Annotated in this window: 19 protein-coding genes; 10 read left to right on the forward strand and 9 right to left on the reverse strand. The window is 58.9% G+C overall.

Annotation, left to right across the window (positions count from 1 at the left end; translation table 11 throughout):
• Positions 1 to 89: 89 nt before the first annotated feature.
• Positions 90 to 2,393 carry a DNA topoisomerase IV subunit A gene (locus tag VOY09_RS11360; protein WP_322894926.1) on the reverse strand — a complete coding sequence of 768 codons (2,304 nt, stop codon included), beginning with the start codon at positions 2,391 to 2,393 and terminating at the stop codon, positions 90 to 92.
• Positions 2,394 to 2,490: 97 nt separating this feature from the next.
• On the opposite strand from VOY09_RS11360, the gene VOY09_RS11365 reads away from it, so the two are divergent.
• The 8 genes from VOY09_RS11365 (at position 2,491) to VOY09_RS11400 (ending at position 7,316) form a co-directional block, all read left to right on the forward strand.
• On the forward strand, positions 2,491 to 3,318 hold the full coding sequence (locus VOY09_RS11365) for an SDR family NAD(P)-dependent oxidoreductase (protein ID WP_322894927.1): 828 nt from the start codon (positions 2,491 to 2,493) through the stop codon (positions 3,316 to 3,318).
• A gap of 60 nt (positions 3,319 to 3,378) precedes the next feature.
• Positions 3,379 to 3,585 (forward strand): twin transmembrane helix small protein, encoded by a 207-nt coding sequence (locus tag VOY09_RS11370; RefSeq protein WP_322894928.1) that lies wholly within the window; start codon positions 3,379 to 3,381, stop codon positions 3,583 to 3,585.
• Between the two features lie 4 nt (positions 3,586 to 3,589).
• Positions 3,590 to 4,162, forward strand: a complete 573-nt coding sequence (locus VOY09_RS11375) for a cob(I)yrinic acid a,c-diamide adenosyltransferase (protein WP_322894929.1) — start codon at positions 3,590 to 3,592, stop codon at positions 4,160 to 4,162.
• Between the two features lie 132 nt (positions 4,163 to 4,294).
• Entirely contained in the window at positions 4,295 to 5,053 is a 759-nt protein-coding gene (locus VOY09_RS11380) for an electron transfer flavoprotein subunit beta/FixA family protein (RefSeq protein WP_322894930.1), read from the forward strand.
• Positions 5,053 to 5,979, forward strand: coding sequence for an electron transfer flavoprotein subunit alpha/FixB family protein (locus VOY09_RS11385; protein WP_322894931.1), 927 nt, complete (start codon positions 5,053 to 5,055; stop codon positions 5,977 to 5,979). The genes VOY09_RS11380 and VOY09_RS11385 overlap by 1 nt, the downstream gene beginning before the upstream one ends.
• A 163-nt stretch (positions 5,980 to 6,142) precedes the next feature.
• Positions 6,143 to 6,526 (forward strand): type II toxin-antitoxin system RelE/ParE family toxin, encoded by a 384-nt coding sequence (locus VOY09_RS11390; RefSeq protein WP_322894932.1) that lies wholly within the window; start codon positions 6,143 to 6,145, stop codon positions 6,524 to 6,526.
• On the forward strand, positions 6,523 to 6,870 hold the full coding sequence (locus VOY09_RS11395; protein WP_322894933.1) for a helix-turn-helix transcriptional regulator: 348 nt from the start codon (positions 6,523 to 6,525) through the stop codon (positions 6,868 to 6,870). The genes VOY09_RS11390 and VOY09_RS11395 overlap by 4 nt, the downstream gene beginning before the upstream one ends.
• A 212-nt stretch (positions 6,871 to 7,082) precedes the next feature.
• Positions 7,083 to 7,316 (forward strand): DUF2798 domain-containing protein, encoded by a 234-nt coding sequence (locus VOY09_RS11400; RefSeq protein WP_322894934.1) that lies wholly within the window; start codon positions 7,083 to 7,085, stop codon positions 7,314 to 7,316.
• A gap of 18 nt (positions 7,317 to 7,334) precedes the next feature.
• On the opposite strand, the gene VOY09_RS11405 is transcribed toward VOY09_RS11400, so the two are convergent.
• A complete protein-coding gene (locus VOY09_RS11405; RefSeq protein ID WP_322894935.1) occupies positions 7,335 to 8,168 on the reverse strand; it encodes a DUF6473 family protein in 834 nt (277 codons plus the stop codon).
• A gap of 158 nt (positions 8,169 to 8,326) precedes the next feature.
• Here VOY09_RS11405 and VOY09_RS11410 point away from each other — a divergent pair, with 158 nt between their 5' ends.
• Entirely contained in the window at positions 8,327 to 9,202 is an 876-nt protein-coding gene (locus tag VOY09_RS11410; protein ID WP_322894936.1) for a 3-hydroxybutyryl-CoA dehydrogenase, read from the forward strand.
• 46 nt (positions 9,203 to 9,248) lie between these two features.
• Here VOY09_RS11410 and VOY09_RS11415 read toward each other — a convergent pair whose 3' ends face one another.
• From VOY09_RS11415 to VOY09_RS11445, 7 genes are read right to left on the reverse strand one after another with little or no spacing between them, the layout of a single operon-like run.
• On the reverse strand, positions 9,249 to 10,118 hold the full coding sequence (locus tag VOY09_RS11415) for a lysophospholipid acyltransferase family protein (protein ID WP_416236761.1): 870 nt from the start codon (positions 10,116 to 10,118) through the stop codon (positions 9,249 to 9,251).
• A gap of 49 nt (positions 10,119 to 10,167) precedes the next feature.
• A complete protein-coding gene (locus VOY09_RS11420; protein WP_322894937.1) occupies positions 10,168 to 10,437 on the reverse strand; it encodes an HPr family phosphocarrier protein in 270 nt (89 codons plus the stop codon).
• Positions 10,434 to 10,829: a PTS fructose transporter subunit IIA gene (locus VOY09_RS11425; protein WP_322894938.1), complete on the reverse strand. Its 396-nt coding sequence runs from the start codon at positions 10,827 to 10,829 to the stop codon at positions 10,434 to 10,436. Before VOY09_RS11425 ends, VOY09_RS11420 begins: the two co-directional genes overlap by 4 nt.
• A complete protein-coding gene (gene rapZ, locus VOY09_RS11430) occupies positions 10,826 to 11,728 on the reverse strand; it encodes an RNase adapter RapZ (protein WP_322894939.1) in 903 nt (300 codons plus the stop codon). Before rapZ ends, VOY09_RS11425 begins: the two co-directional genes overlap by 4 nt.
• Complete coding sequence (locus VOY09_RS11435; RefSeq protein WP_322894940.1) at positions 11,725 to 12,150, reverse strand: HPr kinase/phosphatase C-terminal domain-containing protein; 426 nt, start codon at positions 12,148 to 12,150, stop codon at positions 11,725 to 11,727. The genes rapZ and VOY09_RS11435 overlap by 4 nt, the downstream gene beginning before the upstream one ends.
• Positions 12,151 to 12,159: 9 nt before the next feature.
• Entirely contained in the window at positions 12,160 to 13,881 is a 1,722-nt protein-coding gene (locus VOY09_RS11440; protein WP_322894941.1) for a sensor histidine kinase, read from the reverse strand.
• A gap of 3 nt (positions 13,882 to 13,884) precedes the next feature.
• On the reverse strand, positions 13,885 to 14,586 hold the full coding sequence (locus tag VOY09_RS11445; RefSeq protein ID WP_322894942.1) for a response regulator transcription factor: 702 nt from the start codon (positions 14,584 to 14,586) through the stop codon (positions 13,885 to 13,887).
• A gap of 283 nt (positions 14,587 to 14,869) precedes the next feature.
• Here VOY09_RS11445 and VOY09_RS11450 point away from each other — a divergent pair, with 283 nt between their 5' ends.
• On the forward strand, positions 14,870 to 16,468 hold the full coding sequence (locus VOY09_RS11450; RefSeq protein WP_322894943.1) for a phosphoenolpyruvate carboxykinase: 1,599 nt from the start codon (positions 14,870 to 14,872) through the stop codon (positions 16,466 to 16,468).
• Positions 16,469 to 16,521: the final 53 nt, after the last annotated feature.

Here is a 16,521-nt window from a genome sequence, read left to right on the forward strand (position 1 = left end):
TCTTGCGCGGGAAATCAAGGGCAATGCCAAGGGGAGAGGGTGGTTTCGACTTTTATGCCTCCGGCGGGGATACTTATACTCTGACGATGTCAGGAGAAGCGGTTGTCGCGCGGAAATCCGCGTGGGGCCATCCGGCCTGCGGTGGCGCGCTTGCTGATCCATTCGTCAAGATCATTCTGGGTGCGGGTGCGGCCTGCCGGATCGAGCCAGCTAAGCCCGTTTGCCAACGTAAAGGTCGTCGCATCGGACAGCCCGCCGTCTTTGTATTTCTGCAGGCGCACGCCTTTGCCGCGGGTCATCTCTGGCAGTTCATCCAGCGGGAAGACCAGCACTTTGCGGTTTTCGCCGACCACGGCGACATGATCACCTGCGATGCGTTTGCAGACCATTGCCTTGCTGCTACCCAAGTTCAGCACCTGTTTTCCGGCGCGGGTCTGGGCCACGACCTCATCTTCCGGCACTACGAAACCATTCCCGTCCGATGAGGCGAGCAGGATCTTCGCGCCGGGTTTGTGGATCAGGATATCGACGATTTCAGCCTCGTTCGGCAGGTCGATCATCAGGCGCAAAGGTTCACCCATGCCGCGCCCGCCGGGCAGATTGGCGGCAGAGACGGTGTAGAACCGCCCGTTCGCGCCGAAGACCAGCAATTTATCCGTGGTTTCGGCATGGAAGGTAAAGCGCGGCCCGTCGCCATCCTTGAATTTCAGATCGCGGGCCAGATCGATATGCCCGGTCATCGCGCGCACCCAGCCCATTTGTGAACAAACGACCGTGATCGGTTCGCGGTCGATCATCGCCTCCAGCGGGACATCGGGGACTTCGGTCGCTTGCGCGAAAGCGGTTCGCCGCGCGCCGCCGGGGCTGGTTTTGCCGAAAATCTTGCGGGTTTCGCGCAATTCTTCGGCGGTCCGCGCCCATTGCAGGGATTCCTCGGCCAGCAAAGCCTCGATCTCTGCGCGCTCTGCCGCCAGACCGTCGCGTTCGGCAATCAGTTCGAGCTCTTCCAGACGCCGCAAGGACCGCAGGCGCATGTTCAGGATCGCCTCGGCCTGCACTTCCGTCAGGGCGATTTCGGGGTCGGTCGCCGTGGGGCCTTTGTAATCCTTTTCCGATGTCGCGCGGGTATGCGGATGCGCCCAATCCTCGGCCATCAGGGCAGATTTCGGGTCGTCGTCGTAACGGATAATGTCGATCACCCGGTCCAGATGCAGGAAGGCGATGATGAAACCTTCAAGAACCTCAAGCCGATGGTCGATCTTACCCAGACGATAGCGGCTGCGGCGCAAAAGCACCTCGCGCCGGTGGTCGAGGAAGGCGCGCAGGACTTCTTTCAGCGAACAGACCTTGGGTGTCAGCCCGTCGATCAGCACGTTCATGTTCATGCTGAACCGGATTTCCAGATCGGAATTGCGGAACAACATGCCCATCAGCATATCAGGGTCCACTGTTTTCGCGCGCGGTTCCAGCACGACGCGGACGTCTTCGGCGGATTCGTCGCGCACATCGGCGAGCAGCGGGACCTTTTTGGTCTGGATGACCTCGGCCAGTTTTTCGATCAGTTTCGATTTCTGGACCTGATAGGGGATCTCTGTGACCACAATCTGCCATTGACCGCGGCCCAGATCCTCAATCTCCCATTTGGCGCGTAGGCGGAAGGAGCCGCGACCGGTGCGATACGCCTCGGCCATGTTTTCGGGTGGTTCGACGATCACGCCGCCGGTGGGAAAATCAGGGCCAAGGATATGGTTCAGCAGGCTGTCATCCGCTGCCCCCGGCGATTTGATCAGATGCAGGCAGGCGTCGATCAATTCGTGCAGGCTATGCGGCGGAATGTTCGTGGCCATGCCGACGGCGATGCCGCTGGAGCCGTTGGCGAGCAGGTTGGGGAAACTGGCAGGCAGGACCGACGGTTCAGTCAGGCGGCCATCGTAATTGTCCCGGAAATCGACGGAATCTTCGGACAGACCTTCCAGCAACGCCTCGGCGGCGGCGGTCATCCGTGCCTCTGTATAGCGGCTGGCAGCCGGGTTATCGCCGTCGATATTGCCGAAATTGCCCTGCCCGTCGACCAGCGGATAGCGGACGTTGAAATCCTGCGCCAAGCGCGCCATCGCATCATAGATCGCAGCGTCGCCGTGCGGGTGGAAGTCCCCCATCGTGTCGCCGCTGATCTTGGCAGATTTCAGGAAACCGCCCGTGGGCGACAGCCGCAGTCGCGACATCGCGTAAAGGATGCGCCGGTGGACAGGTTTCAGCCCGTCGCGCGCATCGGGCAGCGCACGGTGCATGATCGTCGACAAAGCATAGGTCAGATAGCGATCGCCGATCGCGCTGCGCAAAGATTCGGTTACATCATTGGGGCCAAGGGCGCTGTCGTTATCATCATCCATGGGCTGCGGTGTAGCGATCCGCATTTCAGCCGTAAAGCGTGGAAATGAACCGATGGCGCTGCTTGCCCTTTGCGCGGGGTTTCGGCAAAGCTGCGCCATGAGACAGAAAACCATCCTGATTACCGGCGCATCCTCGGGCATCGGCTATGATGCGGCGCAGGGATTGCGCGCGGCGGGCTGGCGGGTGTTTGCCTCCTGCCGCAAGGCAGAGGATTGCGCGCGGTTGCAGGCGGAAGGGTTCGACAGCCCCCGGATTGACTACACCGATGCAGACAGCATCGTGGAAGGTCTGGCCGAAGTGCTGGCGACCACGGGTGGCACTTTGGATGCGCTATATAACAACGGCGCGTTCGCTCTGCCCGGCGCGGTCGAGGATCTGCCGGTCGAGGCGCTGCGCGCGATCTTCGAGACGAATTTTTTCGGCTATCATGCGCTGACCCGCGCTGTGATTCCGGTGATGCGGGCGCAGGGGCATGGGCGGATCGTGAATTGTTCGTCGGTTCTGGGGTTGGTCGGCATCAAATGGCGCGGTGCCTACACCGCCAGCAAATTCGCGCTGGAAGGGCTGACGGATGTGCTGCGGCTGGAAATGACCGGGACGGGGATCAAGGTGATCCTGATCGAACCCGGGCCGATCACATCCGATATCCGCCAGAACGCGATCCCGCATTTTGAACGCTGGATTGACTGGAAAGCCTCTGCCCGCGCCGATGAATATGCCAAAGTGCTGTCGCGGCTTTACACCGCCAGCGGGCCGGACCGGTTTGAACTGCCGCCCGCTGCGGTGACGGCAAAACTGCTGCACGCGCTGACCGTACCCAACCCCAAGCCGCGCTATTACGTCACCCGGCCCACCTATCTGGCGGGGTTCATGCGCCGGGTCCTGCCGACGCGGCTGCTTGATGCGGTGCTGCTGCGCGGGTAGGGGTTTGCTATCAAGGCGCGCGGCGCTAGTTCGCGATGACATGGTTGAAGGATAAGACGAATGGGCAACGATCCCCTTTTCTGGCTGGTCGCCGTCGCAGTGCTGCTGGTGCTGGGAATTTTGATGCTGGGCATCGGGTCTTTTGGTAAAGGCGGCGAATTTTACCGCAAGAACGCCAACAAGATCATGCGCTGGCGGATCGGGGCGCAATTCGTGGCGGTGATCCTGATCGTGCTTTTCGTTTATCTGCGCGGACAAGGGAGCTGAACCGATGGTGGTGCTGAACAAGATCTATACGAAAACTGGCGATGCGGGCGAAACTGCCTTGGGCAATGGCGACCGGGTCGCGAAATATGCGCTGCGGGTGAATGCCTATGGCACGGTGGATGAAACCAACGCCACAGTCGGCATGGCGCGGTTGCATGCGACGGGCGAGATGGATGCCCATCTGGCGATGATCCAGAATGATCTGTTCGATCTGGGCGCTGATCTATGCCGTCCCGATATGGAGAAGGACGGCGAGGCTGGCTATAAAGTCTTGCGGATGTCGGACACGCAGGTCGCGCGGCTGGAATCCCAGATCGATGCAATGACCGGCAAGGTCGCACCTTTGCGCAGTTTCGTGCTGCCGGGCGGGTCGGCGCTGGCCGCGCATCTGCATCTTTGCCGCACGGTGTCGCGCCGCGCTGAACGGCTGACGGTTGAACTGGCCGGGGTCGAGGCGGTCAATCCGGCAGCGGCGAAATACCTCAACCGGCTGTCAGACTGGTTCTTTCAGGCCTCGCGTATCGCCAACGATGACGGCAAGGCGGATGTGCTCTGGGTTCCGGGGGCGAACCGCTGAAGACGGGTGCCTTACTTGACGTGCGCGTCAAGAACGTCGCGTCCCCGCGTCGATTTTGCACTATTGTTGACGGCGGCGAGCCGTTAACAACGTCACCAGACCACATGATCAATTTCTATGGGAGAAACGCAGATGAAGGTGCTCGTACCTGTCAAGCGCGTGATCGACTATAACGTGAAGGTCCGCGTCAAAGCGGATGGTTCCGGTGTCGATCTTGCCAATGTCAAAATGTCCATGAACCCTTTCGACGAAATCGCCGTCGAAGAAGCGATCCGCCTGCGCGAAGCGGGCAAAGTCGAAGAGGTTGTTGCGGTCTCCATCGGCGTCAAACAGGCGCAAGAAACGCTGCGCACCGCTTTGGCCATGGGCGCTGACCGCGCCATTCTGGTCATCGCCACGGATGACGTGCATCAGGATATCGAACCTTTGGCCGTCGCGAAAATCCTCGCCGCTGTCGTGAAGGAAGAAAACCCCGGTTTGGTGATCTGCGGCAAGCAAGCCATCGACAATGATATGAACGCCACCGGCCAGATGCTGTCGGCGCTGCTGGGCTGGTCGCAGGCGACCTTTGCGTCCGAAGTCAACATTGACGGCGACCATGCGACAGTCACGCGTGAGGTTGACGGCGGTTTGCAGACCATCAAGGTCAAGATGCCGACCATCATCAGCGTCGATCTGCGCCTGAATGAACCGCGCTATGCGTCCTTGCCCAATATCATGAAGGCCAAGAAAAAGCCTTTGGATGAAAAGACACCTGCCGATTACGGCGTCGACATCACCCCGCGCCTGAGCGTTGTGAAAACCGTCGAACCCGGCACCCGCAAGGCGGGCATCATCGTGAAATCGGTGGATGAGCTGGTCGCGAAACTCAAAGAAGCGGGGGCTGTGTAATGGCTGTTCTGTTGATTGGTGAAGTCACCGGTGGCGTTCTGTCGGTCGATGCGACGGCCAAGGCCGTGATGGCCGTGAAATTGCTTGGCGATGTGACCGTGCTTTGCGCCGGTGCCTCTGCCAAGGCCGCCGCTGATGAAGCGGCGACGATCGACGGGGTCGCGCGCGTGCTTTGCGCCGAGGATGCGGCGCTGGGGCATCGGTTGGCCGAACCCACCGCCGATCTGATTGTGTCGCTGGCAGGGGATTACAGCCATATCGCAGCGCCCGGCACCACGGATGCGAAAAACGTGATGCCGCGTGTTGCGGCCCTGCTCGACGTGATGGTGATCTCCGAAGTGACCGGGATCGTCGATGCCGACACGTTTGAACGCCCGATCTATGCGGGCAACGCGATCCAGACCGTCAAATCTTCTGACGCGACCAAGGTCATGACGATCCGCACCGCCGGGTTCGATGCTGCCGCAATGGGCGGTTCGGCTGCGGTGAAAAACATCGATGCCGCTGGCAACCCCGGCCTGTCGGAATGGGTCGAAGACAAGGTCGCGGCCTCTGACCGGCCAGAGCTGACATCGGCAGGCGTTGTTGTGTCCGGTGGGCGTGGCGTCGGCTCGGAAGAGAATTTTGCCATGATCGAAAAGCTGGCGGATAAGCTCGGTGCCGCAGTCGGTGCCTCGCGCGCCGCCGTCGACAGCGGCTATGCGCCGAACGACTGGCAGGTCGGCCAGACCGGCAAGGTGGTCGCCCCCGATCTTTACGTCGCGGTCGGTATTTCCGGTGCGATCCAGCATCTGGCCGGGATGAAGGACAGCAAGATCATCGTGGCGATCAACAAGGACGAAGAAGCGCCGATCTTTCAGGTCGCCGATTACGGTCTGGTCGCCGATCTGTTCGAGGCGCTGCCGGAATTGACCGACAAGCTGTGATCCGCGTGAGATAGTGCAAGGGGGGCTGGCAATTGCTGGCCCCTTTTGCGTTTGAAGTCGTCACGCAGGCCAGATCTGTGCTTTGTGTCCTTTCCGGTTCAGGCTTTCTTCATCTTTGTGCGGTAGATCCATATGCGGCAAGCGCCCAGCTTGACGGATATACATGAATGAGTATAACTTCAGGCACAAGATGGAACTGAAACCATGTCGCTGGGTAGGAAGTGCCAAGAAAGACCTCCAGCATTTCCCGGCGAAGGTGAAAGAACACATCGGGACGGCATTGATGTACGCACAAGCGGGCAGCAAGGTCGGTTGCGCAAAACCGCTAAAGGGTTTCGGAACTGGCGTTCTGGAGATTGTTGATGACCATGATGGTGACACCTACCGCTGCGTCTACCTTCTTCGTCTGAAGGGATGTGTTTATGTCCTCCATGCCTTTCAGAAAAAGTCAAAGAAGGGCATCAAAACCCCGACCCAAGACATCGTCTTGATCAGATCAAGGATCAAACTTGCGCAAGAAGATTACGAGAAAAGGCCAACAGAATGACTGAGCATATCATAGATGGATCAGGCAATGTTTTCGCAGATCTGGGACTGGACAACCCCGAAGAGCTGAGCTTGAAAGCAGCGCTCGCCATTCAGGTTGCTTCGATCATCAAACATCGTCACCTTACCCAACGCGAAGCGGGAGAAATTCTGAATATCCCGCAATCCCACGTATCAAACATCGTGAACGGCAAGCTGGCCGGCATCACCGCAGACCGAATTATGACGATGCTTCTGAAGCTTGGGCGCGATATCGACATTGTCGTCAAAAAGAAAACGTCAGGTGCATCATCTGGGCGGCTGGTCGTGGAAAACGCCAAGAAACGGATTTCTATCGCAGCCTAGCATCTGCATCCCCATCTGCGTCTTGCCAAAACCACCTGCCTCTTGTATCGCCTCCGTGCCGAAAAGATTTCAGGCTGGTTGGTTATTCCGGTCCTTTGCATCGCAAAGATCGCATTGCGCCAGATGCGCAGCCCCACGGCATCGACCTTAACCCGGGTCGGTGCTGGTGAGTCCGATATGGCCCCGGCCCGTCCCTTTATCGGACTGAAATTATGCCTAAGAAAACACTGATCACCGCCCAGATCATCATCACCTTCCTGATGGCCACCTTGATGTCGGGGACCATGTCCCTGATCCATATGGGGTTCAGCATGGAATGGCTGGCCGCCTGGCCGCTCCAGATGTTGACCGCCTGGCCCATCGCATTTGTCTTTGGGATGGGGGTCACGCCTTTTGCCTTTGCCATGGCGACGCGGCTGACGCAGGACCGCCAGCCAGCCCTGTAGCGCCATATCAGCAGCCGCTCAGAGGTCTTGCAAATTGCGGATCAGGGCAGTGGCTGCTTCTTCGTGGCACCGGACACCCAACATACCCGCAGCGACACCCTGTTGCGATGGCGGCACCCGCATGCCTGCACTGCCCTGCGCCAAAGCCGCAGGCGAAGGGGTGACCACGACCAAAGATCTGACCAGGGGGTGCAGCCGGTCAATCATGGCGGCGGTAATGAACAAAGGATCGGTTTGCAGATGGTTTGGTCGCGCCGACCAATCTGCGTCGCTCAACGGATCTGCCGAAAACCACAACAACAGACTCTGCCGCCCGATCCGGGTCAGCATCCGCTGCATCTTGTTCACCCAAGCCTCACGCAGAGTCTGCACGATAATTTCGAACCGAACGGGTGAGATCGCGTGCAACGCCCCAAGCAGGTGGCGGGTAAAGGCGAATTCGGTAAAATCAACCTCGGGGTACAAGGCCTGCAACATCGGCATTGGTCGCAGGAACCGATCATTTCGGCGAGGATGCACGGTATAAAGCCGGTTCGACAGATGATTTGCCCCCATGATCTGCACGATTGTCAGCTCTGCCGCATGACACAGGTCCATGATCACGGGATCATGGACGAAAGCATCAATCCCGCCATTCACGCAGCCCAGATTAACGCACGGCCGGTCCAAGGCCGCCTCGACCAGCATGGGAAACGGTGCCTCGATATATTTGCCATAGGTTTCCGTCCCGCCGATAAAGACAATATAAGGCCGGTCCAATGTCCTGCCCGGCCCGCGAAAGAACATCCGCGACGCACCATAGCGACAAGGCGGGTAATACAAATTCCCCGGATCAATCAGTTCCTGTCGCATACACGCCCCCGCGTTTTCACCCATCGCCGGACAGATTCGTGCAATAGTTTTGCCAAATCGCTAATGATCGCCTTTCATTCAAATTTGCAGGAACTGTCCGGCTTGAAGATGGCCCACCCTAGGGCCTATGGTGCAGCTGAAAAGCTGAGGGAAAAGCGATGGCAATCGAACGTGTGGGCATTGTGGGTGCGGGACAGATGGGCAACGGGATTGCCCATGTCTTTGCCGTGGCGGGATATGATGTGCTGATGACCGACATCAGCGCCGATGCTTTGGCCGCCGCCCTGGCCCAGATCGACCGGAATCTGGAACGGCAGGTCAGCCGCGAGATCATCACGGCCGAGACCAAGGCCGAAGCGATGCGCCGGATCAGCTCAACCCAGACGTTGACCGATCTGGGCCGCACCGATCTGATCATCGAAGCCGCGACTGAACGCGAAACGATCAAGGCGGCGATCTTCGAAGACCTTGTGCCGCATCTGAAGCCCGATACGATCCTGACATCGAACACATCCTCGATCTCGATCACGCGGCTGGCATCGCGGACTGACCGGCCCGAACGTTTTATGGGCTTTCATTTCATGAACCCAGTGCCGATCATGCAATTGGTCGAATTGATCCGCGGCATCGCCACCGATGAACCGACCTTCCGCGCCTGCGAAGAGGTCGTGGGCAAATTAGGCAAGACCAGCACCGCGTCAGAGGATTTCCCCGGCTTCATCGTCAACCGCATCCTGATGCCGATGATCAACGAGGCGATTTATACGCTGTATGAAGGTGTGGGGTCAGTGCAATCCATCGATACATCGCTGAAACTGGGTGCCAATCATCCGATGGGGCCGCTGGAACTGGCCGATTTCATCGGGCTGGATACCTGTCTGGCGATCATGAACGTGCTGCATGACGGGCTGGCGGATACCAAATACCGGCCCTGCCCGCTGCTCACGAAATATGTCGAGGCGGGCTGGCTGGGTCGCAAGACCAAGCGCGGGTTTTATGATTACCGTGGCGATCAGCCGGTGCCCACGCGCTGAACGATTCTATGCCTCCGGCGGGGATATTTAAGCTCTGACGATGCGGCTATGGCCGGTTTTTGAGGGCGAGCGTCTCGGCCCGCAGCCAGGCCATGAAGGCGCGGGGTTCCGATAGGCGTGCCTTGATTTCGCTTTGCGCAAAGGTCGGGCCGATCACGGGTTTATGCGGTTTGCCGCAGGCGCGCACGATTTCGTAGATCAGCAGGCTTTGCCGCAGGGTCGCAGACAGGCGGTTGGCGATATGATACCAGCGCGAATTTGATCCCGGAAAGAACAGCGGTACCACCTGCGCGCCCGAGGTGCGGATCATCTTGGAGGTAAAGACGTTCCATTCCGCCTCTTCTGCCGGGCTGAACAGGCTGGGCGAGGAGGCGACGACGCCCGAGGGAAACAGCGCGATCAGCCCATCCTGTTTGAGATGATCCATCGCGGCGCGCCGCATTTCCACCATGCGGCCCTGCGCATCCGCCTGATGCGGAAACGGTACGGGAATCAGATATTGCGAGGCTTCCTCATCAATCCCGGTCAGAAAAGCGCGGGTCAGGATCCGGTAATCGGGACGCACCCGGCCAATGAGTTCTGCCAGAATGATCCCGTCGACCAGCCCATGCGGATGATTTGCCACCAGCACAACAGGGCCTTGGCGCGGGATATGATCAAGCTGGTCCTGGGGCGTCAGCAGGTCGATCCCCATCACATCAAGTGCGCCGCGCCAGAATTGCTGGCCGGATTGTTTGCCTTTGGCTTCGAATTTGCGGATCATGCGGATGATCGTGACCTTGCCGGTCATCCATTCCACCGCCTTGATCAAGGCACGGCGACCGCGACTGTCGAATGTGTTGGAATAGGTCAGGCTCCGCCTGTCGTAGAGTCGCGGTGCAGGCCCGGTCGGGCTGCTGGCAACGGGGGTGATGATCGGGCTTTCCTTGGTCAAAAGATCGTCCCTGTCAGATCCATGCGGAAGGTCAGTCACCTTCACCAAATTTATCCGCCACAAGCGCCGTAATTGCGGCCAGCAGTTTTTCCGCGTCCGGGCCGCGGGTTTCCACCTCGATAAAGGTCCCGATGGAAGCTGCCAACATCAAAAGCCCCATGATGCTATCGCCACTGGCCGTTTCGCCATCTTTGCGCACGGTCGCTTCGGCGTCAAAACTTTCCACCACCTCAACCAGTTTGGCAGAGGCGCGGGCATGCAGACCCTTGATATTTTCGATCTTCAGCTGTGCTGTGGTCATTGGGCCGGGCCGCCATTGTGGCTGTTGATATATTTATGTGCGGCGGCAATCGCAGCCTCTGCCGCATCGGGGACAGAGCGTCTGCGCGATTTCGCGAGCTTGATCAGCATCGGCAGATTGGCCCCGTAAAGGATCTTCCGGTTCGCCGGGCTGCAGGCGCGCAAGGACAGGTTGGACGGCGATCCACCAAACATATCGGTCACGATGATCACCCCTGCCCCGGTATCGACGGCATCGGCGGCATCGCAGATTTCAGCCTGTTTCAGGGCGCGGTCATCCTCTGGCCCGATGGCCACGCTGACCATACCAGGCTGATGGCCGACGACATGCTCAACAGCAGAAAGATATTCCTGCGCCAAACCACCATGGGCTACGATGACAATTCCGATCAAGCCTGTCTTTCCTTGCTGGCCAATGTGTCGCGTCGTTCCATCTCTCGGTGACGTTTAGACACATGCCAGCCGTCCTTCGCAAGGGCTTCTGCCATGCGTTCGGCCATTGTGACGGAACGATGTTGCCCGCCGGTACAGCCAAAACCGATCGACAGATGGCTTTTGCCTTCGTCCTTATGCGCAGGCAGCACCAGATCGATCAAGGCTTTCACCCGGTCAAAGAAATCCGCGAATCGCGGGTCAGCCGCGACATAGGCCACGACAGCGGCGTCGCGCCCGTCCATGCCGCGCAAGGATTCATCCCAATGCGGATTGCGCAGGAAACGGCAGTCAATGACGATATCAAGCCCGCGCGGCAAACCGCGTTTATAGGAAAATGAATGTACAGTCACACCCAGATTACGCCCGTCCGGCGTAGCGAACCACCTGTCTACCTCGGCACGCAGGTCATGCGGTGACAGGCCCGTGGTGTCGATCAGCACATCGGCGCGGCTGCGCACCGGCACCAAAAGCTCACGTTCGCGCGCAATGCCCGACAATGGCGGGCCGGCAGGTGCGAGCGGGTGCCGCCTGCGGGTTTCGGAATAGCGTTTGACCAGTTCTTCTTCTGCGGCATCCAGATACAGCACCTGCATGTCCAGATCGCTGCGCGCAGCGAGCTGATCAATGATCGCGATCAGCGCATCAGTGCCAAAATCGCGATTGCGCACGTCCAGCCCCAACGCCAAGGGCCGGGCGGGCGGCGGCCCGTCAAGCAGGCGTGGCAGCAAGGACAAGGGCAGGTTGTCGATCACCTCATATCCCAGATCTTCCAGCGCATTGATCGCCGTGGACCGTCCGGCACCGGACGGGCCGGTCACCAGCACAATCATCGGAAAGCTGCGGGATTCATCAATCATCGGTCGCTCCAGCCGGATTTGAGGATCTGCAGGATCGTTGCAGCGAAATGTGGCCCCGAGATCCGGTTAATCAAGGGAATGTCGCAGCCCGCGACCCGGGTCAGGCGACGGTCGGGCATGCGGCCTGTTGTGTCATGGTCCAAATCGACGACCAGCGCAATATGGGCCTGCGCCCGCGGCGGTGCCCGCAGGATACCAGCACCCCAAGCCTCGATCAGCCCGACGATGGTAGGGGGGCAAGAGGCCCGCAGGCGCGCACCATCAGCTTGCACGATCACCCGGTCATCGGCGACCAGCACACAGCCCAGCGCCATCAGTTGCAAGGCCAGTGCCGATTTCCCGCGCCCGGATGCGCCGATGATCAGCGCCGCATCATCACCCCATGCCACGCAGGTGCCGTGCAGGGTCTGGGCATCGGGCATGTTCATCCTTTACAAGGGCAGGCCAACGACAAACCTTGCCCCTGCCGGTTCCGATGTCGGGTCTGCATCTGTCGGGCGGATGTTTTCTGCCCAGATCACACCGCCATGTGCCTCGACAATCTGCTTCGAGATCGCAAGACCAAGCCCGGAGTTATTCCCGAATTGCCCGGCGGGCCGTTCGGAATAAAACCGCTGAAAGATTTTCTTGAGAGCACTTTCCGGGATACCGGGTCCGGTGTCTTCGACCACGACCAGCACGCGGTTTTCGCGGGTCCTGCTCCAGACCCGGATCGAATCACCGTCTTCGCAAAAAGAGATCGCATTGGTGATCAGATTAACAAAGACCTGCGCCAACCGTCCTTCCAGCCCCTGGATCATGATCGGCGCATCCGGCACATCGGCGATGAAATCGATGCCCTGCTGGGCTGCATCCTTGCCCAGATAATCCACGATATTACGCAAAGTGGTATTCAGATCAAAGGTTTCTTCGACCTCTTTGACCAATTCGCTGTCCAGTCGTGATGCATTAGAGATATCGGTGACCAGCCGGTCCAGCCGCCTGACGTCATGTTCGATAATCTCCAACATGCGGCTACGGTGGTCTTCGCGCTGCGCCACCCGCAGCGACCCCACGGCAGAGCGCAGCGACGCCAAAGGGTTCTTGATCTCATGCGCGACATCGGCGGCGAATTGTTCGTTGCTCTCAATCCGCTCGGACAGGGCCGACACCATCCCGCGCAACGCCCCCGACAGCCTGCCGATCTCATCGGGGCGCGCGGTCAGGTCAGGGATACGGACCCTGACAGGCGACATCTTGCGCGCGTTTTTCTGATGACTGGCCTCCGCGGCATGGGCAAGATCGGCCAGCGGGTTCGCCACGGTAGACGCGAGAACCAGACTAAGCCCGATGCTGACAGCAAGGCCCACCACGAACAGGCGCAACACATCTTCGCGCGCGCGACGCACAAAGCTGTCGACTTCGCCAGCGGCAGTGGCGACAGCGATCACACCGATTGCGGCGTTATTATGGATGATCGGCGTCGCGGCGGTAAAGATCGTATTGCCTGCAATGTCATGGACGTCCAGAAAAGTGCCGGTCTGCATGGCCTGTGCCACAGCAGTTGGCGACATCGACGACAGGGTCTGATCGACGGCTTGTGCCGGTTCCAGCTGAAACAGATCCGCAACGCGGGTGCTGATCGCGCCCAGAAAATCGATCATGATTGTGCGTCCGATCTGCGCTTCAAGATCGGCAATCTCGCTCTGGGTCAGCGTACCCGTTGTGCGGGCAACCAAAGTCGCATCAGGCGCGTAGACCGACACTTCGATGCCGCCGCTTAATGTCAGTCGTGACAGCATCGCCGCGGGGTCGATCCCATCTGCAGTCGCGAGGTTGACCGGGGGCTGCGCCGGCAATTGCGCCTCAAATACATCGGCGATCAGTTGAGCTTCGCTAATCAGGCTATTGGCGCGCTGATAGGCCAGACCGTCGCGTGACGAACTTAAAAACAACAGCCCCGCGATCATCAGGATCATCGCGATCAGGTTGAATGTCACAATCTTGCGCGCGATGGGCGATTTGCGCAGCGCAAAAAGCCCACGCCGCCTGACGGGCCGGTCGCTGACGCCATCCAACCCGATCCAGTCTTCGCCCAAGACGACATCAGGTGATTGCACGGCCTTGCGGACCGATTTCAGATCACGCACGTCGATATCATGTGCAGGCGTCATGCCTTAATCTTCGTTATAACGATACCCAATACCATAAAGTGTCTCAATTGCTGAAAACGCATCATCAGCCTGCCGCATCTTTTTGCGCAGACGTTTGATGTGGCTGTCAATGGTGCGGTCATCGACATAGACCTGATCGTCATAGGCCACATCCATCAACTGGTCACGGCTTTTCACAAAGCCCGGACGCTGCGCCAAAGCCTGTAACAGCAAAAACTCTGTCACAGTCAAAGAAATGTCCTGGCCTTTCCATTTCACGGCATGCCGCAGCGGGTCCATCGTCAACTCACCGCGCACCATGATCTTGGTGTCTTCGGTCTCTTCAATTTTTTCGCCATTGATGGCATCTTGTCTGCGCAGCAGGGCACGGATCCGTTCAACCAGCAACCGCTGCGAGAATGACTTTTTGACATAATCATCCGCACCCATCCGCAGGCCCAGAACCTCGTCAATTTCATCATCTTTGGAGGTCAGAAAGATGATCGGTATCTTGGTTTTCTGCCTGAGACGTTGCAGCAGATCCATCCCGTCCATACGGGGCATCTTGATATCAAGAACGGCAAGGTCAGGCATCCGCTTGTTGAATGCATCCAGCGCACTTTGCCCGTCGCTATAGGTTTCCACCTCGAACCCTTCGGCTTCCAACGTCATTGAAACAGAAGCCAGGATGTTCCGGTCGTCATCTACAAGTGCAATTCGTGCCATGAACGGCTTATCCTCATACGTCGAATAAATTTGGCGGTAACTGATGCAGTTTCCCCGTTCCGGGTATCCGAATCAATCCCCAAAAGGTTGAGTAAGGCATTATGCCTTTAGGCGGGTCTGAATACTATCCTGCCAGCAGCACAGGCAAAAGCGACCCCCTTGATTGCGCTAACATGCATTTGGTTGCGCTAACGCCTGTAAACCGCACTATCGGCGGCGGAAAGCTTGATGCTAAGGATCATTATCGCTGGCCAATCTGGCCAATTCAAAAAGGAGCGAACCCATGGACCACGGAACGGTCAACCCGCAGATGAAACTTGACGATCAAGGCATCACAGGGCTGGGTTATGTGTATTACAACAGCTCTGAATCCGAATTGCATGATGCGGCCATCGCGGCTGGTGAAGGCGTCACCGGCAAGGGCGGCAGCCTGCTTGTCACCACCGGCAAACATACCGGCCGGTCACCCAAGGATAAATTCGTCGTCCGTACGCCATCTGTCGAAGACAAAATCTGGTGGGACAATAACGCCCCGATGACACCTTCTGCCTTTGACGTGCTTTACGCTGATATGCTGGCCCATATGCAGGGCGGCACCTACCATGTGCAGGATCTGTTCGGTGGGGCCGACCCGGCACATCGCCTGGATGTGCGTGTGGTGACAGAACTGGCTTGGCACGGGCTGTTCATCCGTCACCTGCTGCGCCGTCCCGATGCGGCAGAGCTGGCCGGTTTCTCGCCTGAATTCACCATCATCAACTGCCCGACCTTCAAGGCCGTTCCGGCCAGACATGGTTGCCGGACCGAAACCGTGATCGCCCTGAATTTTGACAAAAAGCTGATCCTGATCGGCGGCACCGAATACGCAGGCGAGAACAAGAAATCCGTGTTCACCCTGCTCAATTACCTGCTGCCCGAGAAAGGCATCATGCCGATGCATTGCAGCGCCAACCACGCGCCGGGCAATCCGGTCGATACCGCGGTGTTCTTTGGCCTGTCCGGCACCGGCAAGACGACCCTGTCGGCTGACCCAAGCCGTGTCCTGATCGGCGATGATGAACATGGCTGGTCGGATCGTGGCACCTTCAATTTCGAAGGTGGCTGTTACGCCAAGACGATCAACCTGAGCGCCGAGGCTGAACCCGATATCTACGCCACCTGTTTCAAGCCGCATACGGTGATCGAGAACATGGTGTTCGACCCCGAAACCTTCGAGCTGGATTTCGAGGATGACAGCCTGACCGCCAATATGCGCTGCGCCTATCCGCTGAACTACATCGCCAATGCCTCGGACACGGCTCTGGGCGGGCATCCGAAGAATATCATCATGCTGACCTGCGATGCCTTCGGCGTGTTGCCCCCCATCGCGCGGCTGACCCCCGCGCAGGCGATGTATCACTTCCTGTCCGGCTTTACCTCCAAGGTCGCCGGGACCGAACGTGGCGTGACTGAACCCGAACCGACCTTCAGCACCTGTTTCGGCGCGCCGTTCATGCCGCGCCGTCCAGAGGTTTACGGCAATCTGCTGCGGTCGAAGATCGCAAGCCACGGCGCCACTTGCTGGCTGGTCAACACCGGCTGGACCGGCGGCGCCTATGGCACAGGATCGCGGATGCCGATCAAGGCGACGCGCGCCTTGCTGGCCGCAGCATTGGACGGGACCTTGATCGAAAGCACCTTCCGCAAGGACCCGAACTTTGGCTTTGAAGTGCCGGTGGCCGTCGATGGGCTGGATTCGGGCCTGTTGAACCCGCGCTCCACATGGTCTGATCCTGCGGCCTATGACGCGCAGGCAGCCAAGCTGGTGGGCATGTTCAGCGATAATTTCGCGAAATATGTGCCGTTCATCGATGAAGATGTGAAAGCAGCCGCAATTGGCTAAAAAGCTGGGTGGGGCATGTCACCCCGCGCCATGCAGCTACCGCGTTGTGTCGG

Origin of the sequence: Yoonia sp. 67-2 (assembly GCF_035117555.1) — a bacterium.
In the GTDB taxonomy this organism is placed as follows: Bacteria; Pseudomonadota; Alphaproteobacteria; order Rhodobacterales; family Rhodobacteraceae; genus Yoonia.